We start from the raw sequence: 24500 nt of genomic DNA on the forward strand, positions 1-24500 counted from the left end.
TGCCAAGTCGCCCTCCGATGGCCTTAGTTATATGAAAATATGATCGTCATGCGGACTGGTCATGGAATTCAGCCGATCGATGGGATCGACGCAGAGGCGGGCGGTCACGGAGGAAGGCACTTGTCGAGGCATGAGGACAGCCGCATGGACGACCTTCCTGCCTCGCTCCGCCGTCCGCCGCGGACAGCCTCCTTCGTGATGGTCCACGTTGGCCAATCGCCCGAAACCCAGCGCAACCTGCAGTACGGGATCGAAACCCGGTCGTGGGGATTCCCTCGGTGGAGGACCGAGTACCGGTCCGCGCGCCCACGTTTCGCAGTGTTGGGCACGGGAGTGGGGCCCCGCGTAAAACTCGACCTCTGGAGTACCAAGAGGATCACTCTGTACCTGTTCGAACTACGTGAGAACTTCTACGAGGCAGAAGCTCCTCACTGGCCGGACGAGGAAGCCGAGAACGCCATCAAGTACCCGGTCCGCTTCGGCATCGAGCCGTTGGCTGTTCTTCACGAGGTCAGTCTCGATGAGGACGGGCCGCTTGGAACGGCTGCCAGTGACGCCATACGTATTTCAGGGACTCAACAAGGCATAGGCATGCTTGTCGACATGGATCCGCAGCCATTGCTCGATGCGGCCGGGATCCCGACGAACTGGTCCGAACAGCAGACGGTGGCCCTGAACCGCACCCCCGGCTTCACCGAGGAGCAGGTGAAGCCGCCCAAGCCACCGAAGCGGCCCTCCAGTGGAGCTGGCTTCGTCTCCGACCCCAAGAAGCGCAAGGCCATCGAACTGCACGCGGAGGACATGGCAGTCGCTCACTACGAGGGAGAGGGCTGGACAGTCGAACGCCTGGGCAAGCCGTACGACCTCCACTGCACTCGTGGCAGGGAAGAGCGCCGCGTTGAGGTGAAGGGGACAACGGGAGCGGCCACAAGCGTCGACCTGACGATCAACGAGGTCGAGCATGCTCGGGACCCGCAGAACACCGTTGACCTGTTTGTGGTCAGCGACATCAAGGTGGACTTTCGGACCGACAACTACGCAGCGAGTGGCGGCAGGGTGCTGCACCTCCATGACTGGGCGCCGGCTGAGGAGGACCTGAGGCCGCGGAGCTTCGAGTACCGACTGCCGCTCGCCTGACTGCACCGATGCACCGCACAGGTTCCGGGAGCCTCCGCCAGCCCCTTGCCTTCGAGTTCACCGCCCTCATGGAGATGGTCCGTGCCTCTTCTTCGCATGTCCGCACGTGCCCTGTTCGACCAGTGCAGTGACGGAGGGTTCTTCGAGCGGCTCGCCCAGAAGTACCGCTCCGTACTCTCCCAGGACCCGTCGCCCAGTGAACGCCACTCGTGGGAGAACAGCCTCCCGGCCTTGGCAGAGGTTCTGCGTGACGCGGGGCTTGATGACATCGAGGTGCTGATCGAGCACCGATTACCCCTTACCAGCCTGCGCGCAGACGTTATACTCGCCGGCTCCCACCCCACGACGGGCAGACCGTCCTACGTCATCGTCGAGCTCAAGCAGTGGAGCGAAGCGCGCCTTGTTCCCAATACTGACAATTTATGTTTAGTGGCGAGAATGGGCAATCGACCGGTTCTGCATCCCGTGGCCCAGGTACGTCGCTACTGCGACTACCTGCAGGACTTCACGAATGTGCTGAGTGATCAGGAGGACGCCGTCGCGGGCGTGGCCTATCTGCACTACGCAGTCGATCGCAATGTCAGCGAACTATTAAGATATCCCGACGCGAGGGCGCAACTCTTCACGGATACATCCCGCGGCGAACTAATCAAGTATCTGCAGGCCCGACTTTCTGCCCTGGATGGCTCTCCCGAGGGTGATTCCCTTCTGGCCAGCCCCCAGGCTCCTGGCCGTCAATTAATGCGTGCCGCCGCTGCCGAGATAATCGACGGCGATGCGTTCCTCCTGATGGATGAGCAAGAGGTAGCGGCTCGTTTAGTGAAGCGGGCTGCAGACCTTTCGCGACAGTCGGACCAAAAGGAAGTCATAGTGATATCCGGGGGTCCTGGTTCGGGTAAGAGCGTCATCGCGCTGCACCTCATGGGACACCTTGGGAGGAATGGGCGAAGTGTTGTCCACGCAACCGGATCCAAGTCCTTCACCACCACTCTCCGGCACGTCATCGGCGTCAGGAACGGCCGCATTCCAAAGCTCTTCCGTTATTTCTTCGACTTCGCGAATGCCGAACGAAACGGGCTGGACGTCTTGATCTGCGACGAAGCCCATCGCATTCGTCAGCGGTCGTCAGGGCAGGGCGCGTACGCCGGGCATCGGAGCGGTCGAAGTCAAGTGGAGGAACTCATCGACGCAGCCAGGGTCCCCGTCTTCCTCCTCGATGAGCATCAGGTCGTGAGGCCAGGGGAGATGGGAAGTGTCAAGACCATTGACGAGGCGGCTCACGCCCGTGGGTGCATTGTTCGCCATGTCGATCTCAACAGCCAGTTCCGGTGCGGCGGGAGCCGTGCCTACGAACACTGGGTCCTCCGTCTCCTCGGCCTTGAACCCGGTGGCCCGATTCAATGGCAGTCTGAAGAAGATTTCGAGTTGCTCGTCGCTGAATCGCCTCAAACCATGGAGAGCTATCTCCGTAGTCGACAAGAATCTGGCTACACTTCTCGCATGACGGCGGGATTCTGCTGGCAGTGGAGCGATCCGCGAATTGACGGCAGCTTGGTCGACGACGTAGTCATTGGGGCATGGCGCAGGCCCTGGAACCTCAGAGGTGAACGAGCGGTAGGTGGGGCGCCCGTATCATCTCTGTGGGCCACTGATCCGTCAGGATTTGAGCAGATCGGGTGCATTTATACGGCCCAGGGATTCGAATACGCCTGGAACGGAGTGATCTTCGGTCCCGACCTGGTGTGGCGCGGAAATGGGTGGCGTGCTGTCCGCGGAGGGAGCAAGGATCACACAGTGAAAAAGGCTGCACCAGAAGATTTCGACCGCCTCATACGAAACACTTACAAAGTGCTACTTACGCGGGGACTGGCCGGAACGATCCTGTACTCAACCGACCCCGAGACTCGGGCCATGCTGTGCAGCCTCGTTCCCGCTGGGATCAAGCAGGTGAGTGAGTAACCCTTCGTCAATTACTCGATTCGCCGTGGCCTCCGAGGAACCGGACGACTATTACCGGCGCATCGTCTCGGCAATCCACAAGGGCGATGGCAAGGTTTTCCGCCTCTCGAGGACGAAGCGCTCTGAGCGATCCTCGGCAGGGCGTTCCTGCGTGCCGCCGACGCCGAGATCAACGGCGAAGCCATCTTATGCAGATCAAGTGAGGCGCCGGGGGTCGGCCTACAGCTGCTGCTCGGGAGCCCGAGCCTGCTCGCCATCGCACGTGCCGCCGGGCCTGGTCTTGGACTCCGTGAGTTAACGATCAGTGAATCTCACGGCCTCGCGGAGCGAAGCGGCTGCACCGTCCAGGTCGGCCAACCGGGCCGCGAGTGTTGCTTCGGCCAGACGCGGTGGGAGGGCCGCATTGAACTTCAGTCCGGCCAGCGCACGGGGGTCCACCGCCGGGAGGCACAGGTGGTCGACGGCTTCCGCAGTTGCTCGCTTCCAGTCCTGACGCGTGATGTCCTCACGCAGCCGCACGTAGGTGTCAGTGGGGCGCTGAAGCGGATCGGCGATGGTGGAGAGGGTGGCGGCCAGAGTGGCATTGGTGCGATAGCCGGCCCATGTCCACCACCGCACATTCGTGTCGCGGCCTCCCCGCATGATGACGGTGCCGTCGCGGTACACGAACTCGGCGCTCTCGTCGCGCACGCGAGCGAGGGCACTTTCGGCACGGCGGGTGAGCCTGACCGGAGGGGTCGCGCCGAGCAGGATGTCGCGGGCCGCCCGTGCCAGCTCGTACGACGAGGTACGGGTCAGGCCGACACCTCCCCACCGAGCCCGCCCGCCACTTTCCACGGGCTCGACGAAGCAGCGGCGGCGCGACCAGTCGATGTACGTCACCTGCCAGCTACGCCCGGCGAGCAGAAGTCGGCGAGGGCCGACAACCTCGTCCGTGAGCAGCACGGGATCTGTGGTGCCGATCTCAGCGCGGCCCGACAGCACAGTGAACTCGGGGGCAGCGGTGAAGACCGCGGTGAGGTCCATGAAGTGCCGGTAGCCGAACCGCTTTTCGGCCTCTGGGCCGATGAACAGCAGTTCGCCGTCCCGGTCCAGGTAGCCCTCCTCGACCAGGTGGCGCACGATCGGCTCGGCGGAAGGGCCGAATGGACCGAGGCCTCCCCACCACTCCTGCCACAGCCGGTCACCGACCCGGTGCTCCTGGAGGCAGAGCGCCAGCACCTGTTGCGCGGCGATGTGCCGGGGCTCCGGAGGAGCGACGACCGGCTCCACCCAGCCGCGCGACCAGAGCAGCAGAAGCGCCGCCGCGGACAGCAGGCCGGCGTCGTCGGTGGCGAGGAACAGGCAGTTGCGGCTGGATCCGGGCCGTCGACCGGTGCGGCCCAGCCGCTGCAGGAACGAGGCCACGGTGCTTGGTGCATCGATCTGGACGACCCGGTCGAGGTCGCCGACATCGATGCCCAGTTCCAGGGTGCTGGTGGAGACGATCACGCAGTCGCGAGCCTCCGCGAACGCTTCCTCCGCCCGCCGCCGTTCGTCTGCGGACAGCGACGCATGGGACAGGAAGGTGGTCAGGCCCTTCGCCCGCAGTGCCGCGCCGAGTTCCTCGACCTGCTTGCGCGACTCGCAGAAGACCAGTCGTTTCTCGCCCCGGTGCAGTGCCGCGATCACTGTCGCCGCATTGACCAAGGACCCCACATAATCGAGCTGGACATCCCCGGGCGGGGGCAGTTTCCGTACCTTCTCCTTCAGGTGCGGGGCGACGACCTGTGCCGTGCGCCGCCCGGCCTTTGCTCCCTGCAACCAGGTGAGCAGCTCCTCTGGGTTACCCACGGTCGCGGACAGACCGACCCGCTGCACCGGGCGCCCGGCCACCCGCTCCAGTCGTTCCAGTACGGCCAGTAGATGCCACCCCCGGTCGTCGCCCGCGAAAGCGTGCACCTCGTCGACGACGATCGCCCGCAGTCCGGAGAAGAACGCCCGGTGGTCGACGTTGACGCTGACCAGCATGGCTTCCAGGGACTCGGGAGTGGTCAGCAGCACATCCGGCCGTTCGCGCAGGATGCGCTTGCGGCGGGAGTCTGTGACATCGCCGTGCCAGAGCGCGGCTGTGCGCCCCAGCCAGGAGGTGTACGTCTCCAGTCGGGGCAGCAGGTTGTTGAGCAGCGCCTTCAGCGGACATACGTAGAGGACCGAGGTGCCGTCCCATTTCTCCTGCGCCATCCGCGACAGCAATGGGAAGCATGCGGCCTCGGTCTTCCCGCCTGCGGTGGGGGCGATCAGCACGGCGTCCGCCCCGTCCGTCAGGGGAGCGATCGCCTCCTCCTGGAGGGTCCGCAGACGGGGCCAGCCCAGGGTGTTCACGACATGGTGGACCAACCCCGGGTGAAGCAGGTCCATCGGGTCGGGCGCCACCTCGCTCACGGGAGGTCCAGTTCGACATCATCGGCGATGTCGACCGCCGCGGCGTTGCGCTCGACCTCGGTCAGCTCCGAGGCGTTCACCGTGAGCGCGTAGTGTTTGCGCGGATCGAAGTCCTCGAACTGGTCCACACGGTCGAGGACGTCGCCGACGAGCTTCTTGAGGAACAGCCGAGGCGCTACACCCACCTTGCCCCCCAGCGCCCCGCCGACGGCCTTGGCCAGGTCGGCGACATATGTGTCGTCTGTGATCTCCTTGACTCGCTCAGGTGCCGAAGACCCGGATGCATACAGGTTTCGGATGGTCAGCCCCAGACCGATCAGCGACTCCAGAGTGAAGCCCGGAAGCCTGAGTTGCACGGCACGCGGGTTGTCGAAGCGAGGATCGGTGGTGAAGTCGGTGGCCAGCCGCTGGGCCAGCGGAGCCAGACGCTGCACGCCCTGTCGGCCGTCGTAGAACGCCGGCGTGCCGGTGATCAGCAGATAGAGACCGGGGAAGCGTCCGGAGTGCACCTCGTCGATGAGCTGGCGCAGCGCGTTCAGCGCCTTGTCACGGGCATCGGAGCGGACCCGCTGCAGGGTTTCCACCTCGTCCAGCACGACGAACAGGCCCGCGTGCCCGGAGTCGCGTAGCACGGTGAGCAGCCCCTGCAGGAACCCCAGGGCGCCGAAATGGTCGAGGTCGCCGCGCACCCCGGCGGACCTGCGGGCCGCCGCGGCCACATGCGGTTGTCCGCCCAGCCACGCCATGACGGCCGAGGCGGTGGCCTCGTCGCCCGCGGTGACCGCGGTGCGATACCCCCGCAGGGCCGTCGCAAACGACGGAGCGTGTCGGGATACCTCGGTGAGCCGGGCGGTCATCAGCTGTTCGACCTTGCCTGGCAGGTCCTCCTCCGAGGCGCCGTCGGCAAGCGCGTCCTCCTCAAGGGCGTAGAACCACGCGTCCACGACCGGCCGGAGCGCACTCGGAGGGAATCCGGACGTGGTCAGCCGCTCGGTGAGGCGACGGTAGACGGTCTCGAGCTTGTGCAGCGGGGTCTCGGTCTCCGAGATCTGGATCTCGGCCACGGCGAAGTTGCGCCGCTTGGCACGCTCACCGAGCCATCGGGCGAAGAACGTCTTGCCTGACCCGTACTCGCCTCGCACCGCCTTGAACACCGAGGCGCCGGACCTGACGGCGTCGAGTTCCGCATCGAGCGCGGATTCGAACCGGTCCAGGCCGGTTGCCAGCAGATCCAGTCCCGTTTCCGGAACGGCTCCTCGGCGCAGGGCATCGATCACGTCGCGACGCCGGGCGGCACTGACGGGTCCGCTTCCACCAGGGCTCTCTGTCCTCACCCGGACAGTCTCCCATTTGGCTGGATGTCGGGATGCCGCACCACCAAGAGCACGGCTTCACAGTCCCGACCGGCATGTGAGCCGGCCTCCGGACATTCCGGCCTCTGCGGACTGCTCGAGGTTGGTCGAACCACCTTGACTGCACCCACAACCATTGGTGCAATTGCGTGTTCACCATCGGTGACCGGTGCGACTCACCGTTCAGGTCCGACACGGGAAGACACAGCGTGGCACTCGACAGTCTGAAACTCAGCGACGCCCTCGCGGACGTCGCCTCCGGCGCATTACAACTCCCTGACTTCCAACGGGAGTGGAAGTGGGACGACGAGCGCATCCGGGCACTCATCGCGACGGTGACACTCGACTATCCGCTGGGCGTCGTGATGGCACTGCAGACCAACGGCACGTCACCGTTCCGCACCCGCACACTCAAGGGTGCCGAGGACGCGCAGGCCACGGTGCCCGACCTCCTGCTGCTCGACGGGCAGCAGCGTCTGACCTCCCTCTTCCAGGCACTGCATCGGGACCGTCCCGTCGAGACGGTGGACACCCGGAACAAGGAGCTGAGGCGCTGGTACTACATCGACATCGCCAAGGCCGTCGGGTCGCCGGCCGAGCGTGACGACGCCATTGTGTCCGTGCCCGAGGACCGGATTCTGAAGACCGGCTTCAACCGTAGGGACACCATCGACCTGACAACCGTCGAGGGGGAATGCGCCGCTGGTTACTTCCCGCTCCACTTCGTATTCGACACCCAGCGTGTGAACGCTTGGCACCAGGAGTTCGTGAAGGTCGACGTCACGAACTGGGGGCTGTGGGGGCAGTTCCAGCAGTACGTGCTCAGCCGCATGCAGTCGTTCCAGGTGCCGATGATCAAACTCGCCGCTTCCACGACCATGGACGCGGTCTGTGCCGTGTTCGAGCGGGTGAACACCGGAGGCGTGCCGCTCAACGTCTTCGAACTGCTGACGGCCACCTACGCGGGCAACCAGGAATACGTGGCCCAGCACGGCGACTACTACAAACTTCCCGAGGTCTGGCTGGACATCAAGAAGGGCCTCGCATCGTCTTACCCCGTGTTCGGACGCATGGAGGCGGGCGTCGAGGACGGGCTCAGCAGCAGTGATTTCCTGCAGGCCGTGGCGCTCGTCCGTACGTGGGAGCGCAAGCGACAGGAGCCGCGCGCCGCAGTCTCCTGCAAGCGCCGTGACCTGTTGGAACTGCCGCTCGCCGACTTCAGTCGGCTCGCACCGCGCGTCGCGCAGGCCTTCGAGTGGGTGGGGGGCTTCCTGGAGCGGCAGTGCATTGTGCGCGCTCCCGACCTGCCGTATCGCACTCAGCTCGTACCGCTGGCCGCGGTGCGGACCATCCTTGGGGAGGAGACCGACACCGCGGCGGCCGACGAACTGCTCACGCAGTGGTACTGGTGCGGTGTGCTCGGTGAGATGTACGGCGGCTCGACGGAGAGCCGCTTCACCCGTGATGTGGAACAGCTGATCGAACGACTGCAGGGCAATCCTGAGGTCGTCCCCGACACCATCACCGAGGCCGCCTTCCTGGATGACAGGCTGGACACCCTCAGCACGCGCAACAGCGCCGCGTACAAGGGGATTTACGCTCTCCTGGTCAAGCAGGGAGCTGTTGACTGGTACTTCACCGAGGCACCCCTGAATGCGACGCGACTGGCCGAGTACAGCGTGGATGTGCGTCAGATCTTCCCGAAGGCGTGGATCGACAAGAACCACGGGGTCTATAGCAACAGGGCGAACTCGATCATCAACAAGACACCTCTGTCGCTCCGGGCCAGCAAGAGCATGACCGGATCACCTGCCGGTTACCTCAAGACGCTCGCGCTCGAGTCAGGTATGCGTCCGGAGTGGTTCGATGACGTCATCGGCACGCACCTCATCGACCCCGCCGCGTTGCACTCGGGCGATTTCGAGCAGTTCTACGAGAACAGGTCCAAGCAACTGCTCGAGCTCGTCATGTCCGCCATGGGCAAGCGCACCGTCTTCCGCGACCTGAAGGTCGGGTGACGCGGCCGTGCTCCGGAACCCCTCTGACGACGAACTGCTCGCGTTCAAAGGCCGCCGCATACCTCTCGTCGAGCTCCTGACCTGCTTCAACACCCGGTTCCGCAACGACCAGGCAATCCTGCTCATCGAGCAGCGGCTGAAGGAGGTCGGTCTCGCGACCCTGCCGTACTTCGCCACCTGCGGCAGCCAGTCCGAGATCCACATCGTCGCCCAGGGATCCGCAGCGACGGGCGACGGGGACGGCGCGGACGAGGAGCAGGAGGACGAGGCCGGGCTGCTGCTCGGTGCGCTGCCGCAGCAGCCCTTCCGTATCGGTGACCTTCCGAGTGCCCATGCCGGGGTCGACTCGGTCACCTCTGCCTCGGACCTCACCGAGGCGACCTACATCATGCACACGAAGAACTACTCCCAGATCCCGGTCCTGGAGGACCAGTACACGGTGACGGGTGTCGTCACCTGGCGCTCGGTGGCCAAGATGTACGGCACAGGGGCGACCGTGGCGTTGGCCAACGCGATTGTGGAGGACCCGCCGGTCGCGCATGCCCACGACGACTTCTTCGCCATGCTCCCCAATGTCTGCGAGCACGGATATGTGCTGGTCAGAGCCCACAACGGGCGAATCAGCGGCATCGTCACGGCCACGGACATCACCCAGCGCTTCGACGCCACGGCGTGGCCGTTCTTCGTCGTGGGCGAGATCGAACTCCGGTTGCGCAAGTGCCTTGGTGCAAAGCTGAGCGAGGACGCCATCCGCAAGGTGCAGCGGAACGACAACAAGACAGGGAAGATCACGGACCTCACATTCGGCCAGTACGTGATACTCCTCGATGGCGACCAGCGGAACAAGAACGGACAGCGCCTGGAACAGAAGTGCGCTGAGGCGGACCAGAACTGGCAGACTCTCGGCTGGTCCGGAGTGAACCAGGTCCAGTTCGTGCACCAGCTCAACCGGGTGCGCAACATCCGGAACCAGATCGCGCACTTCGACGCGGAGCCGCTGTCGCCACAGCGGAGCGAGGAACTGCGCCAGTTCGTGGGACTGCTGCGCCAGCTCACCTGACGAACGGTGGTGAGCCGGTCCTGGGTGTCACCTCCAGGACCGGCTCACAGTCCTCTGCTCAGCTCAGTTCGAACTGGTCCCGAAGCAGTCCGGTGTGCAGTCGTAGGGTTCGCCCGTCCGGCAGTGTTTCCAGTACCTGGACACCGTCGTGGTTGAGCAACTGCCTTAGCACGGCCGCGAAGCCGTCGGCCGGTCGGTTCGCGGGCAGCCCGACACGCTGGGCCAGAGCAGTCATCGGCAGCGTGCCGCCGGCGTCCAACAGGGCAAGTACAGCCTTCTCCACCCGCACGAGATCCGGTTTGCGGGCGAGCAGCTGCACCTGTGCCGTGAAGACCTCGGACCGGAGGAACGCCTCGACCAGGGCATCGCTCGGAGATACGGGAGCTGCGGAGAGCAACGCTCCGTCCTCGGACTCCGCTGGGACGAGGGCCACATCGAACAGAGCGTCATGGCTCTTGGCGAGTTCCGTCTCGTTCTTGCTCCGCTTGGCGGGCTTCTTCGGTACCGGTGCCGGAATTGCGGCCGCCTGAGCACGCGGCGGCTGCTCCTGAGCCTGCGGGTCCAGCGACCACCAGCTCGGCTGCTGGTTCCCCAGCTCCCGCCAGCCGCTCGGCGGCTTCGCCCCGAAGGGCAGGAAAGCCAGCACCGGGATGGCGAACTCTGCCAGGGACGCGCCGCCATGATAGCCGGCCTTGCGTGACGTGTAGCGGGTGTCGGCGTCCCAGAGGGCGACGATCTCGCTCTCCGGTTCCGGGTCGAGAACTCGAGGGCCTTTCAGCACGATTTCCTGCTCCACGAGCGGACCTCCTGGGCCACGGTGCCGCGCGGACCGCACATCCTCGGCGTCCACCCGCGCCGACCGTCGATCGGTGACATGGCCGTGGTCGCTGGTGAGGATCACCGCTCGGCCCTGGTCCGCGGCAGAGCGAAGCAGTGCTCGCAGCCCCCCTATGTCGGACAGCCGCCAGGCACCGTCACCGAGTTTCTGCTCGGAGGCCAGCCGGTCGTCCACGGTGTTGAGGACCACGGCCACATGCGTACGGTCGCGGACGAGCGCCTCGTGCAGCTCGGGCCCGAACGGCTCACCGCTGGTCTCGGCGCGCAGATCGTCCTTGTGGAAGACCGCCACGTCCTCCCCGCCCCAGAAGCGGTGCGCGGGGAACAGCCTCTTCTCGTCGGCCTGCGTCCCCTTCATCAGCCGTGCTGCGAAGAGCGAGGTCCGCGACACGGAGGTGACCGTGGGGAGCGCGGCTGCCATCGCGCGGCGCCGCGGAGCGTCCTTCGCTCCGGGCAGCGGGTCGTACTCGACCCAGTGGTCGCGCAGTTGCTCGCCGAGCTCGGCGGCGATGGCGGCGCTCATGCCGTCGAGCACGAGGAGCAGCACTCTCCGCTCTCCGGCCTTCACGACCGGGGCGACGACCTCGGGGAGGAACGTCTCCACGGCCGGCATCGAGCCGGGACCACGGTCGGTCGCCGCCCGGACGGCAAGCACCTGGGCGAAGTGCCGGTCGATCTCGCGCCGACGGTCGCGCGCCGAGGCGCACAGAGCGTCGTACGCGGACCGAAGCGCCGGATCGGGATCGCCCCCGGACTCGATGTGCTCCAGCGCCAGGTCCACCCAGCCCGTCTCGGTGACGTGACGGGCGATGGCATCCGCCACCGTGTGGGTCTCTACCGGCGGGTCGGTCGCGAGCCAACGTGCCAGCCGCTGCGCCATGCGCGCCCGCTCGATACGGACGCTGTAGTCGGGATCCCGGGCGAGCCGGTGTCCGCTGAGGGCCTTCACCGCGGATGTGATCCGCTCGGAGCCACCGCTCGACAGCGCCTCACCGACAGCGGCGAAGCGTGCCTCAAGTCCTGCCGTCAGCACGGGACTTGCCCCTGCAGCCCGTTCCGCCCCGAACTGACGCGCAAGGGCGGCCGCCCGGTCGAGAACGAATCCGGTCAGCCGCCGGGCCTCCGCCGCCGTTTCGTCGCTGTCCGACCGTCCCGTCAGCAGCAGGGCGGAGACGAACTCCTCGCAGGACCGTCCGAAGGCCGCCGCGAGGGCGTCCAGGTGCTCACCCTGGGCGGGCGGCTCCTCTCCGAACCAGCGCTCGGCCCGTCCCCGGGCCCGGTAGTCCTCCGCGTCCGCCATGGCGTCGGCGGGTCCCCACAGCGCCGCGCAGACCAGCCCGAATGCGACGGCGTCCGGCCCGTGTTCCGCCGTCACGAGGGCGAGCAGGGCCTGTCCCGCCCGCCCGGCCTGCTCCTCTTCGCCGAGGAACCGCACGAGCCCGGCTCGCTCGGGCGCCCGCAGCGCCAGGAGCCGTTCCGGGCCCCCAGGCACCAGAGACCACCGCAGCAGGGTGTGGATGTCCAGTTCGTCACCGGCTCCCGCCGCGGAGCGGGAGATCTCGGCGTCCGGATCGTAGCGGCCGATTCCCAGCCTGCGCAGGGCGAGCGAGGTCAGCGCCTCGCGCCGCGACAGGGCACCGCCCGCCAGCTTCGGCCATCCGCCGTGCGGCGGAGCGGCGTCCAGCAGTGCCTCGGCAGCCCAGTTCTCCTCGAACAGCCGGTGGTCGGAGGCGCCGGCACCGAAAGCCTCCCGTACGACGTCCCAGGTGTCGACGGCGTTGACCCGCTGCCGGTGCACCTTGGCCAGCAGATCGGGCCCGAGTTCCGCCTCCTCGCGATCGGTCAGTATCACCAGTACGTCGGGCCCGGTGGCCGACGGCTTATGGTGTGCGAGGAGCAGCTCGTACACGCCGAGGGGAGAGGGCGCCGCCGCGATCGTGGCCCGCCGCTGCTCGCCCCACGGCAGCTCGTTGGGGCCGTCCCAGGAGGGCGCGGCCCGCAGCAGCACGACCCTGCGCTTGTCCGGCTTGAGGCCCGGCTGGGATGCCAGGTACTGGGTGATGGTCGCGGCGTTGAGCCGCACCGCGCTGGTGGTGGTCACGGCCGCCGTACTCACTGTTCCCAAACCCTCTCCGCCCGCTGCCTTCCGCTCATTCCACGACCCGCCAGCTGATTTCGATCTCTGCGTCCGGCTCGGCAGCCGCCAGTTCGGCCAGTTCGGCCTTCAACTCGGCCAGCGCACGGGAGGCCGTGGTCCGGCCACCGCCCGAGCGGCGTCCCGCACGTCGTCCGCCGTCGGTGCCGGGGTGGGTGGAGGGCACGGGCGGCCGGCTGGTGTCGGTGCTCAGACTGATCGCGTCGGGCTTGGTGAGAGGTTCGGCCGGCGAGGGCGCGGCGTACGCCCTCCGCGGGTCGGCGGTGGGTGCCTGGCTGCGCTCGATGACGGCGACGATGGCCCGCCGCGCCTCCAGCAACGCCTCCTTGAGGTCCTTCGTGCGCTGGTCGACACGCGCCGCGCCGCGCAACTCCTCCAGCACCGCCTCACCCTGCGGCCCGTAGTTGGGCGCGAGCTTGAGCATGTCCCAGGCCGCGGTGGCCAGGGCGGCCGCGACGGACTCTGCCTGCTTGATCGACGCACCGTAGCGGCTCGTCGGCACGTCGCCGAGATCGAAGCCGGCGAAGGCGGAGATGACCTGCTTCGCCGCCGCGGAACCGCCGGCCGCACCCTGATCCAGCCCGCGCAGTTCGTCCAGCAGGTCCCGGGCCCGGCGGGCGATCGCCAGTCGGCCGGCCTCGTCGGTGCCGTCCAGGCCCAGCAGCGTCGCGTGCTTCTCCAACTGCGCCACCAGATCGGCCGCGTGCGGCTGGTACGTGCGGGCCCGCTCAGTGATCCGCCGGGCGAACTGCCCGACCATCCGGCCCCGGCGCAGCCTGGGCGGCTCCTCCCCGAAGATCCCCCAGTAGCGGCGCCCCGCCTCTTCCCAGACGTGCTCCTCGGGCAGCGGCTGGGAACGCAGCGCGTCCTGCGGCTTGATCGCCGACAGCTCGGGCGAGGGGTCGAGCAGCGCGCCGGCCCTTACCCAGACCCGGTCGTCCATCTCCGCGTACGACGCGATCACCAGGTGGGCGAGGAACGGCTCCAGACCCATCGGCGCGGGACGGTCGATCCACTCGGTGAGCTGGACGACGCTGAGATCACCGGGACCGGCCTCGCCGCGCGCCTGGAGGGCGAAGTGCTCCGGCCAGCGCGTGGAGAGCCGGAAGTACGCCTCCTTCTGCTGGCCGAGCCCCAGCGGCGCGGCGATGCGCCGCATGAGCGGACGTTCCTTGGCCGGGATCTCGGCCTGCCGTTCACCGGCCTCCGCGGCGGCCCGGATGTACCCGAACACGGTTCGTGCGTCGGCGAGTTTGACGACGGTACCCGTACCGTCGGGATCGAAGTCCGGATGCGCGGGGTACTGGTGGGCCAGCAGCTTGCCCGCCACGTGCCGGGCCGCGTCGTGCAGGGACTGCCCGATGGAGACGCGCAGTTCCGGCACGTCGGGCAACGGCTCCAGGTGCTCGTTGAAGTCCGGGTTGACATCGCCCGGCTTCTTGGCCGCAAGACCGTAGGCCTGCTTGAAGGCCGCCTTCACCGTCTTGGTGAGCGTCTCGCGCTGGTCTTCGAGCAGTGCCTTGGCACGGGCCCGGTTGTCGGCGTTCAGGTGCTGCGCGTAGCTGGTGTCGAAGCGCCGCTGGTCGGCGAGGGCGTAGTGGATGACGACCAGCCGCTGGAAGTCCTGGAAGCGGGCAGCGGACAGGTGGGTGGGAATCCACCCCACAGTCCGCGGCCGGTTCCCGGGAAGCCTGCGGAGCTCGGCCATGCGGTTGGCGTCCTCGCGCGGCCCGTACTCGCCCTCGTCGTACGGCAGATCGATGATCATCCGCCACAGCCCGTCCTGGCTGGGGGCGAAGTCGTGGTCCTGCAGGTCGTCGTGGTCGGCGATGTTGCCGAAGATGACCTCCACCGTGCGGTTCGAGCCACGCCAGACGAACTTAAGCTCGTCCGCGGTGAGCCGTTCCTGGAGGTCGATGCCCAGCTCTTCGGCGAGGAGCCGCTTGGCGAGTGCGCGGCGGTTGGAGCGGTTGTTGTTGACGTTGGCATTGGCGATGACGGAGTCCACGTCCACGCCGGCCAGCTCGAGCCGTACGCCCGGGTTGACCTTGGTGCCTGTGGGCTTGATCTCCGCGAAGCGCGCCGCCCACTCGTCGACCTTCGACTGGATCGCGCCGACCTCAGCGCCCGGGATGGGGGAGATGACCGAGCCGTGGTTGAGGGAGGCGAGCCGCCGGATCGTCAGGTCCCGCAGCGCGGGCACACTGGGCGCCAGTGCGGACAGCAGGAGCGTGCACATCAGCCGGTCGTCGCCGACGAACGCCTTGCACCGCTGGACGAGCCCCTGGTCGGTGACCGTCTCGCGGCGGTGGCGGTAGCGCTCGATGTCCTCCTCGGTGACGTCGTACATCGCCAGGAGATAGGGCCGCAGCTTGGTGCGGTACAGCTTGTCCGCGGCCTGGAACTCCACCTTCAGACTGTCGACGAACGGCCGGTCGCCGCCGTCCGCGATGACCGGGTAGAGGTCGCCCAGCGGGATGAGCTGCTCCAGCGTCGCGTCGTCGCGATGATCGGCCAGCAGCTGGCCCATCAGCTTCAGACCGGTACGGGACCGCTGCAGCGCGGAGGAGATGTGGACCAGGGTGTCCATGAACGAAGGCGAGAAGGGATACGTCAGCCGGAACGACGCCTCGTCGGCACCGGTCGTCCCCTCGTCGGAGCCCAGCAGCACGTCCCACACCTGCGGCCCGACCCGCTTGATCTTCGCGAACGCCGCGTCGAGCTTGGCGGCGGCCTCCGCGTCCTTGGGCCTCAGGAGACGCGCGTGGGCGATCTGCGGGAGGTTGCGGTCCTCCAGCGTGATCTTGTCGAAACGCCCGGAAGCCAGGTTGAGACTGTCCTGGATCGCGGTCTCGGCCGCCCCGGAGACCTCCTGGCCGACCAGCTCCCGCAGATCGCGCTGCCGTGCGATGAACGACACGATCGGGATGGCGCGGCGAGAGTCGGCGCCCTCCACGAAGTTGGTGATCTTGTCGGCTTCGCGGGAGACGAACTTCTGGTCGTGGATGCGGTTGGCGAGCCAGAGGATCAGCTCGTCCATGAACAGGATCAGCCCGTCGTAGTTCAGCGACTTCGCGTGCTCGGCGATGACGGCGAGGCCGGCGTCGAGCGAGATGAAGCCGTGCTCGTCCTCGGCGGCGTTCTTCGCGAAGCCGGGGAACCAGCTGGTGCTCGCGTCGTGCACCAGCTTGGCGCGCAGCTCGGCCGGGGTGGTCGGGTTGACCAGGTTGAGGTTGGCCTCGGCGCCGTCCAGCTCCTCGGCGGTGAGGGCGGTGTCGAGGAGCGCCGGGGTCCAGGCGAAGGAGTCACCCCACTCGTCGTCGGCATCGACGGTGTTCCCCTCGGCCGCGGCTCCGGCGAGCCCTTCGATGAACTTGTCGTCGCCCATACGATCCCGCAGCGCGCGGATGTCCGCGAAGAGGGAGTCGGTCCGGTAGACCTGCGGCGTGGGCGCATCGTCATGCAGTGTCTTGACGTGGCTGACGTACCCACCGAGCACCCGCTGCTCCAGGGACTTGGCCCCGAGCATGTGATACGGCACGAGCAGGAACCGTTTCCCGTCCGTGCTCAGCCACTCGTGCTTGGCCAGCACCGGATCGAAATCGGTCCGGGCGCGTGCGGCCTCGTCGCCCCGGAGCAGGGCGTGCAGCACGGCCATGAAGTGCGACTTACCGGAACCGAACGAGCCGTGCAGATACGCGGCCTTCGACGTCTGCCCGTCCAGCGCGGTCTTGATCAGACTCAGCGCCTCGTCGAAGTTCTCGAGAAGGCGCTCGGTGACGACGTAGTCCCGCAGCGCCCGCTCGGCGCCCTCCGGGGTGACCGCCTCGGCAAGCTTCAGGACGAAGTCGGACGTGGAGATGGACGTCTTGATGTCGATGACATCGCGGAGAAGGGGGGCCGTGGCGGCGGTCGGTGCCATCTCTGTCTCGCGTCTCCTGCTTTTCGTGTCCTACGTCTACGTCCACCGGGCAGCGCGGCGCGTCCCCCGTCGACCGGAACGGCGTGCAATGCCCGCACCCCACGCTGCTCCGGAAGCACCGTCCGCCACTGGGTGTCGCGTGGGGACGGCCTTCGATCGTATCGGTAGGGTCCGGCATGGGGCGTATGGGTGAAGAGGACGAGGGAGGGGAACGGTCGACCTCCGGATGCTCAAACGAGTCATAGTAAGGCGAATGTGAGTAAGCGGCTCACAGCAATCCGCTCTTCCTCGCCCACTCGAGGAAGCCGCCATAACCACACGGGTAGCGAGCGCCTGACGCGAGCAGCGCGTCGACCAGGGCGGACGCCACGTACTCCGTTGCGCGGCCGTCCCGTACCCCTTCCGCGATCACCCGCAGCACACCCCACACGGTGAGGCCACCGGCGCGTGCCGCCTTGCGCGCGTCCAGGTCGTCGACCACGGCGACCGCACCGTGCACGTTGGCCCAGGCGAGCACGGTCGCCTCACCATGGTTGGACTTCTGCCCGGAGACGCGCTCCATCCACCGCACCAGTGCGGTGAGCTCGGCGAGACCGTCCACGTGCTGGACTTCGAGCCAGCCCAGGCCCGAGACGTCCAGGTCGTAGTGGCGCAGTTCCTCGATGACCGCGGCCGTGGTGACATTGCGGCGGGGTAATCCCCGGCATTCGGCGGCGAGGTCCGCCAGGGTGTCCATGCGCCCGGCCTTGATCGCGTGGTGGAGCGGCGACGTGTCCCAAACGAGAAGCTGTCCGGCTGGCCTCGTTCCCTCCCCTTGCATGCTCATGGCCCGACGTCCTCCAGGTCCTGCTCCGGCAGCTCACTCTCCTGCAGGGCGCCGTACAGCAACTCGACCGTGCGTGCCGCCGACACCGCTCCGGCCTTCCAGGCAGCCAGGACTGCCTGTCGCCAAGCCGTTCCGGTGGCGCCCGTTTCGAGATCGGGTACGGGTTCGGCACCACGGACGGCCAGGAAGTCGCCGCGTACCGGCGTATCGGCCTTGAGGCGGCGAGCGGCGGCTGTGCCCACCAGCCCGAGCCAACGTGCCCTCGACACCGTGGACGACCAGGAGATCCTGTAATCCGCGGCGACACCGATCAGGGCCTCCCGGGGGGACAGGCCCCGGCCGACTGCTTGCCGGTAGACGGAGTCGAATTCGTCCTCGGGGAGCAGAAACTCCCCGGCGAAGTCGTCGATGGCCTGTTCGCGTTCGTCCCGGCTCGCGGAGACCCCCGCGTCGCTGTGGTACTCGTCCCGCAACAGGTGGTGCCCGAGCTCGTGGGCGGCGGTCCAGCGTCGGCGGCCGGGGGCCGAGTGGCCGCTGATCACGCTGACCCCGTAGGAGTCCAGGAGGAGCGAAGCACCCTCGGCGGGTTCCGGGACGACGGTCAGATACAGGCCGAAGCGTTCGGCCACTGAGGCCATCGGCCCCAGTGGCCCTGGGGGAATGCCGACCACGCGTCGTGCTTCACGTGCCAGAGCGGTCGGATCGGCCTTGGTGCTGCCGGGTAGATCGTCCAAGTGGGGCGGGGTGAGGAAGCCCTCCGTCACCAGCCACTCCGCGTTCCGTGCGTGCTCTTCCAGCCGGATGTCCAGCCGGTAGCTGTTACGCGTGGCCGCGTCGGCGGGGGAGTCGAGCGTCTTACGGCGGGAGACGAGTGCCGCGGGTGGCTGGGTGAGGAAGTGCGCGGGCGGTGCGTCCAGGATCTCGGCGATCCGGAAGAGCTCGAGCGCGGACACCTTGCGCTCGCCCTGTTCCATGCGCACCACCGCAGTGCGGTCGACCCCTATGCGTGAGGCCATCTCGCCTTGGCTCAACCCGGCTGACTCCCGGGTCTGGGCGATACGGCTGCCGATCTCTGCCCAGCTCTGCACGCTCTCCATGTGTGCAATTTTCGCACACCGGCAGGTTGTGTCGAGCTGACTGCGGCTGACTGGGCGCGGAAGAGTGAATGAGAAGGACGTCGGTAGGGCCGCCGGCCAGGGGCGCGCGCTGCGGTGGTGGTCGGCTCAGCCGACGTGGCTGACGAACGCGCGCCAGGCGTAGGGGGTGAAGGTGATCACGGGACCGGCGGGGCGCTTGCTGTCGCGGACCGGTATGAGGGTGGGGATATTGTCGGCGACTTCGACGCACTCGCCTTGGCCGCCGCTGTAGCTGCTGACGCGCCATATCGCATCCGCGAGGACGGGCGAGGGGAGGTGGTGTCGGCTCATGGTGTGTGCTCCTTGGCGATGCGGCGAATCAGCCTGAGTGATTCCGTTGGTGGCAGCGCCGACGTGCGGGCGTCGTCGAAGAGTTCGCGGTAGTGGGCCACCTCGGACTCCTGCTCCATCCAGATGTTGCCGATCGGGGTCTCTGTCAGGACGAGGTCCAGCGCTGACACCCGCGGGAAGCTCAGCAGTAGGTATGGGCCGAACATACCTGAGTGCGCACCGCGCGAGAACGGGAGTACCTGGACGGTGATGTTTGGTCGTTCAGCCATGGTCGCCAGGTGTTCAAGCTGGTCGCGCATCACGGTGGGCCCTCCAACCTGCTGGCGGAGAACGCCTTCGGCGAGTACGGCCCAGAGCTCCAACGGCGCCTCGCCGGCGAGCCGTTCCTGCCGAGCGATCCGCACTTGCACGAACTGGTCGATCTCTTCCGCTGTCTGCCATGCGCGAGAGGCCACCGTGACCGCCCGTCCATATGCCGGTGTTTGGAGGAGTCCCGGGACCAGCTGAGCCTGGAACGTCTTGATGCCGTCGCAGATGTTCTCCATCTCGATGTAGTCCCGGTACGTGTCGGCGAGGACGGCGCCGTACTGATGCCACCAGCCTTCGCGGCGGCGCCGGTTGGCTCTGCGGGCGAGGGAGCCGAGGCGTTCGCGCGTCTCCGGGGCCTCCACTCCATACGTCTGCATGAGGGCGATCAGGTCTGGGGTGCGCACGGGCACATGCCCGTTCTCAATGCGGCTGATCTTCCCCTTGGTGCAGTCGAGCGCATCAGCCGCTTGTGTGGTGGTCAGGCCTGCGGCTTCACGCAGGCGCCTCAGCTCATCGCCCAGTTGGCGCCCAAGCACGGTGGATGGTTTGACATTTGGCATACGTGACTCCCTACCAGGGCTGTTGCCGAGCTGCCCGCAGGTTACCCGAAAGGGTGAATTGAAGTCTGACTCTCCCTTCAACGTTGCGCCATATTGAAGTTTCGCGGCACTCTCGTCGTGGCGGGAGTCGGAACTTCCCTCGGCTCGCGGGGACTTGATCATCAGCTATCGACCCTCAGGGAGTGTCATGACAGAGAGCGTGAACTCGAACGAAGTCACGTTCCGGCTGTCCCGTTGTCGTCGAAGTGTGCCGAGGTCAAGGGCGGCGTTACATGCAGTGCTCGGCGGCTGGGGGGTAACCCAAGACGTCCTGGAGTCGGCGGAGTTGGTGCTCTCGGAACTGGTGACCAACGCGCTGCGCGTACGCGTGCCGAGTGACCGACAGGTGGGCGTACGGATCGCGCGATGCCTGGAGGACGGCCTGCTGCGGCTGGAAGTCAGCGACGCGGGCTCGGGCAGGCCCGAAGTGAGGGCGCCCGGTGACGAGGAGACCGGCGGGCGCGGGCTGTTGCTCGTGGAGGCGTTGGCTCACCGCTGGGGAGTCGAGGAGCGCACGGGCGGGATCGGGAAGACTGTGTGGGCAGAGCTGAAAGCACCGGACATCGTGGCTGAACCCGACGGGCGGGAGGTCGCGGCTGTCATGGTGCGGCCTGGCCAGCTAGTGCGAGTGTGGGGTGAGTGGCGCACTGTCCGTACAGTGCGCACTGAGCCGTACGCGGTTGGTGGACTCGCCGTTGTGTTGGGACTGGACGAGGGCCCGGCGCTCCGGGTACATGCGGCCGAACCGTTGACCCTGCGGGACGATGGCGTGCCCTCCGCAGGGGAGAGAGGGGAGGGCACGCCGGGATGATCAGCCCTTGGTTGGCTTCCCGGGACGCCACGCATGCAGGTCGTCGTCGGTCAGACCATGTTCACCCTGCTTGGTCGCCCGGTAGCCCGCGAAGAAGGCTGCGGGGGAGCCGCCGTACAGGGCGTCGAACTCGTCGTGCCACTGCGTGAGCCAGGGCTGAAGTTCGAGGAGGCCGGCGAGCAGCGGGGTCATCTGTTCGTCGGACAGCTCGTCGTGGTTCGTGAAGTACGTGCTGAGGGCCTGGGCCTGCTCACGGTGGTCCCAGCCCGCCCAGCCGAACAGGTCCGGGGTGCCAGAGATCGCGCCGGTGGCGTAGGAGATGAACCGCTCCTTCGGCACGTCCAGCTTCCCGCGGGCGCGCCAGTAGGACGGCTTGAGGAAATCGGCGGACGTGTACTTCGGCGGTACGGGGATAGAGTCCCGGATCCTCCGCTTGGCGGGCTCGTCCGGGGCGGCGTCTTCCTGACGCTGGAGATCCCAGACGTGCTCCCAGTCGGCGCGCTTCCTCAGGCCGGTGGGCTTGTAACGGAGGGCGGAGAGGAAGGGGACGTGTTCGTTGGCGAGGAGATCCGCGACGACGGTCGCCAGCTCCTTGCGGGGTGCGTACAACTCGGCGACGGAGACGAAGTCCTCGTCGAGGGAGAGGGCGGAGGTGAGCTGAGCACGGGTCAGGATGGTCGGCTGGCCGTCCTGGAACCAGAACTCGCGGTTCTCCATGCGGTCGAGCAGCCAGGAGCGCAAAGCCCTCTCCTGAAGAGCATCCCAACCCTCGGTCGCCCATCGGCGCTTGTACTCGGGCCGCTCGACCATGCCGATGGCGCGAGACGACTCGATGACATCGATGCGCTTCTGGACGATGGCCTTGTACGCGTCTGACCAGTGGTCGGGGAGTGTGGTGATGGGGGTGGACCCGTGCCGCTTGAACCATTCGTCGGATGCCTCACCCTTCTCGACCCGCCGAGCCAACACGATCTCAAACGCCCGCTGACCTAGGTCGAGTTCGGGGACCTCGGACTCGGGAGCGCGGAGGTCTTCGGAGTGCAAGTTATAGAGGGAGTAGACTTCCCAATCGAGTTCTTCCTGCAGGGCGATCATACGAGCGCGCGTAGATTCCCACGTCGCTCGGGCCTCGCGCAGGGCGAGATGCGTGGGCGGAGGGGTCCCATGGACGGCGAGTGCGGAGGGACTGCTGGAGATTAGCGACTGCGCCAACTCATCAAGATGGTCAGCAAGAACACTTGGGCGCTTCGCTGGGATGGGCAGAGTCTCCAATCGCGTGCCAGTAAATTCGTAGAACTTCTCCCATTCTTCACTTGCGATACCTCCTCCAATTCCTCCATGCCCCTTATCGTGGCAAACCTGCTTAAGCCAGAAGCAGGTTGTAGAGCTTCCGAAGATTCCTAGTAGACCAAGGAGATTTTCCTCGGATTTCTCTTCAGGGAATGTAAGCACCAATGCCGAGTGTTGAAATACATTCTCTCCTCGACTCAAGGAAAAATGATTATGAGTGGCGACGAAAGCGAAGGAGATGATCGGCCGAGTCTTATAGCGCTCCTTGAAGAACATGGAGTACTCGAACCAAGTAAGGCCACGTTTGATTTGCGTCTTCCCGAAGGCGGTTCGCTCGCTAAGGATCCTTTTAACGGGCCACAGCGATCGCTCGACAGGAGCGGGGGCCGTAGGTTCTAGCGTTTCTGGCTCGTATGGCCAGATGGAGGCGACCGGACTTTGGAGCGTGTAATCTCGAAGCTCGGTTCCTTCGACCAGGGGGCGTCGGTGAGCTGCGGGGATGTTGTTGCGGCGAAGGAATCCGTCGCCCACCATGTAGGCGCTATCTTCTCGCGTCACCGCTCCGGCACCAATGTTGCGAGTGAACTTTGCCAATGTTGTTGGCGTTGATGCTTGAATCTCTTCGATCAGCTCCAGTCCGCCGTTTGTCAGGATCCATGGATGCTTCCCGAAGTAGCGTTCGCGCTCGAGGTCTTCAACGGATACCCAATGACCCGGAGGGCCGGGTGCATCGATTCGATCGACGATTTCCTGCCAGACGAGCCCTACCTCATCATCGGCAGGGACGGTGGGCTCTCCCCTGATGCTACGCACTGTACGGACTGTGGGTTGGCGCCCCGCACCGAAGCGCCGTCGGCCGACGAGGATTACTGTCGGCGTGCCGTGCTCCGGAATGTGAGCTCCTGATGTGTCGATGACCTCAGTAAGCTCCACCTTGTGCGCGAAATATTCCTCAATGAGTTTGGCGCCAAATTCGCGCTTCATGAAAGAGTTAGCGGTGATCTGGCCAACCATTCCGTACCCGCGTCCGCCAGGTTCCCCGACCTTTGCCAGCTGGAAGAAGCGCTCGGCGAAGGGTACGGACAATGCGTAAGCGCCAGCGCATGAGGCGTAAAGCTCCCGATATAGCGCGTTGAGCTTCTTGTCCTTGACGGTAATATAAGGAGGATTTCCCACCACGACGTCATATCGACCTTGCTCCAGAATTTTCGGATGCTCATGGACGTCCTCCGTGGCGTAGGAAAATTCGGCGAGAGGGTCAGATGTATCCTCCTCTCCCAGTACTAGTTCAAGTTGCCGTGCCTTGATCAGCGAATCACCCACTGCTAGGTGAATGGGCCAGTCATACTGTGATGCTTCGGCTAGCGTACGCACTCCTGACGCTGCCATCGCCGCCACCAGCAAACGGAATCGTGCGATTGCCACCGCGAACGGATTGATATCCACTCCGTGCACGGAATCCAAAGCTGCCCGTACTCGCTCGTGCAGGTCCCGTCCAGGCTGTCGCTCTGCCCATAGCCCCACCATCTTGCGGAACGCGCCCAAGACGAAGTGCCCTGATCCGCACGTTGGGTCGATCATCTTGAGCTCGCCAAATCGGCCACCTAGTTCCCGGATAATCGGGTCCATCGTCCGCTCGAGAATGAATTTTTCCACGAACTCGGGCGTCTGAAGGAGTGCGTAAGTCTTCCGGGCGGCTTCTGAAAGCCACTGGTATAGATCACCCAAGAACCGCGTGTCCCATCCCTTCGTTCCGTCTTCGGCCAGTGGGTCGGTGAAGTCGTGGACCAGTTCGCCGTTCTCGGTTCTTTCCCTCCAGAATTCCACCAGCGCCCGTGCTCCATCGTGCGAGACCGGAATCTGATACAGAGGATTGCGCCGCTTGTCGAACAGGAGTTTGGCAGCCGGTCCAGACCCCAGTTCCTCGAAGGCCTGCTCTAGCCACCCTCGGTACGTCGGGTCCTGCTCTTCTTCCACGTATTGCGCGTACCGGGCCTCCGCCAAGTCCCGCCGCTCGGCGTCCGGCCCGGTGATGTACGGCTCCAGGATCAACAGATTGTCCTCGCAGAACCGTACGAACACTGAGCCCAGCACCCAAGCTACGGCTACCTGTGTGACACGACCTGAGACCGTCGGGGTGCCGTACAGCCAGGAGCTCCAAGAATCATTAGTGCGACCGAGCCTGAATGCTTCTTCGTGTTCGACCCAGAGCTTCCCGGTCGCCCGCACCAGCTCGGCACGCTCCTCCGCCAGCTCGGCCAGCCGCTCCTCCAGCCAGGCCTCCCACTTCGGGCTCCCCTTGGGATCGGCCTTCTGCAGCTTGCCGTACTCCGTGCGCAGCGGCTTCAGCACGGTCTCGCCGTCCCGTACCTGA

14 protein-coding genes are annotated in these 24500 nt (G+C 66.2%); 5 read left to right on the forward strand and 9 right to left on the reverse strand.

Features of this window, described 5'->3' with window-relative positions:
- Positions 1-144 precede the first annotated feature (144 nt).
- Both AB0P24_RS42540 and AB0P24_RS42545 read left to right on the forward strand, forming a co-directional pair.
- Complete coding sequence (locus tag AB0P24_RS42540; protein ID WP_365803889.1) at positions 145-1137, forward strand: DUF3883 domain-containing protein; 993 nt, start codon at positions 145-147, stop codon at positions 1135-1137.
- Between the two features lie 81 nt (positions 1138-1218).
- Positions 1219-3096, forward strand: a complete 1878-nt coding sequence (locus AB0P24_RS42545; protein WP_365803891.1) for a DUF2075 domain-containing protein — start codon at positions 1219-1221, stop codon at positions 3094-3096.
- 294 nt (positions 3097-3390) lie between these two features.
- On the opposite strand, the gene AB0P24_RS42550 is transcribed toward AB0P24_RS42545, so the two are convergent.
- A complete protein-coding gene (locus tag AB0P24_RS42550) occupies positions 3391-5496 on the reverse strand; it encodes a DEAD/DEAH box helicase (RefSeq protein ID WP_365803926.1) in 2106 nt (701 codons plus the stop codon).
- A 20-nt stretch (positions 5497-5516) separates the two neighbouring features.
- Positions 5517-6854: a BREX system ATP-binding protein BrxD gene (brxD, locus tag AB0P24_RS42555; protein WP_365803893.1), complete on the reverse strand. Its 1338-nt coding sequence runs from the start codon at positions 6852-6854 to the stop codon at positions 5517-5519.
- 227 nt (positions 6855-7081) lie between these two features.
- Between brxD and AB0P24_RS42560 the strand changes: the two genes are divergently transcribed.
- Both AB0P24_RS42560 and AB0P24_RS42565 read left to right on the forward strand, forming a co-directional pair.
- Positions 7082-8890 carry a DUF262 domain-containing protein gene (locus AB0P24_RS42560; protein WP_365803895.1) on the forward strand — a complete coding sequence of 603 codons (1809 nt, stop codon included), beginning with the start codon at positions 7082-7084 and terminating at the stop codon, positions 8888-8890.
- Between the two features lie 7 nt (positions 8891-8897).
- On the forward strand, positions 8898-9950 hold the full coding sequence (locus tag AB0P24_RS42565) for a CBS domain-containing protein (RefSeq protein ID WP_365803897.1): 1053 nt from the start codon (positions 8898-8900) through the stop codon (positions 9948-9950).
- A 58-nt stretch (positions 9951-10008) separates the two neighbouring features.
- Here the strand turns inward: AB0P24_RS42565 and pglZ are convergent, their stop codons facing one another.
- The 6 genes from pglZ to AB0P24_RS42595 form a co-directional block, all read right to left on the reverse strand.
- Positions 10009-12888 carry a BREX-2 system phosphatase PglZ gene (gene pglZ, locus AB0P24_RS42570; RefSeq protein ID WP_365803899.1) on the reverse strand — a complete coding sequence of 960 codons (2880 nt, stop codon included), beginning with the start codon at positions 12886-12888 and terminating at the stop codon, positions 10009-10011.
- Between the two features lie 49 nt (positions 12889-12937).
- Positions 12938-16864, reverse strand: coding sequence for a phage resistance protein (locus AB0P24_RS42575; RefSeq protein ID WP_365803901.1), 3927 nt, complete (start codon positions 16862-16864; stop codon positions 12938-12940).
- 268 nt (positions 16865-17132) lie between these two features.
- A complete protein-coding gene (locus tag AB0P24_RS42580; RefSeq protein ID WP_365803903.1) occupies positions 17133-17600 on the reverse strand; it encodes a hypothetical protein in 468 nt (155 codons plus the stop codon).
- Positions 17601-17686: 86 nt separating this feature from the next.
- Complete coding sequence (locus AB0P24_RS42585) at positions 17687-18787, reverse strand: XRE family transcriptional regulator (protein WP_365803905.1); 1101 nt, start codon at positions 18785-18787, stop codon at positions 17687-17689.
- 126 nt (positions 18788-18913) lie between these two features.
- Positions 18914-19117, reverse strand: coding sequence for a DUF397 domain-containing protein (locus AB0P24_RS42590; RefSeq protein ID WP_365803907.1), 204 nt, complete (start codon positions 19115-19117; stop codon positions 18914-18916).
- Positions 19114-19986, reverse strand: a complete 873-nt coding sequence (locus tag AB0P24_RS42595; RefSeq protein WP_365803909.1) for a helix-turn-helix transcriptional regulator — start codon at positions 19984-19986, stop codon at positions 19114-19116. The genes AB0P24_RS42590 and AB0P24_RS42595 overlap by 4 nt, the downstream gene beginning before the upstream one ends.
- A 187-nt stretch (positions 19987-20173) precedes the next feature.
- Here AB0P24_RS42595 and AB0P24_RS42600 point away from each other — a divergent pair, with 187 nt between their 5' ends.
- Entirely contained in the window at positions 20174-20836 is a 663-nt protein-coding gene (locus tag AB0P24_RS42600; RefSeq protein WP_365803911.1) for an ATP-binding protein, read from the forward strand.
- Here the strand turns inward: AB0P24_RS42600 and pglX are convergent, their stop codons facing one another.
- Positions 20837-24400: a BREX-2 system adenine-specific DNA-methyltransferase PglX gene (gene pglX, locus AB0P24_RS42605; RefSeq protein ID WP_365803928.1), complete on the reverse strand. Its 3564-nt coding sequence runs from the start codon at positions 24398-24400 to the stop codon at positions 20837-20839.
- Positions 24401-24500: the final 100 nt, after the last annotated feature.

Origin of the sequence: Streptomyces sp. NPDC086519 (assembly GCF_040686075.1) — a bacterium.
GTDB classification, from domain to species: domain Bacteria; phylum Actinomycetota; class Actinomycetes; order Streptomycetales; family Streptomycetaceae; genus Streptomyces; species Streptomyces shenzhenensis.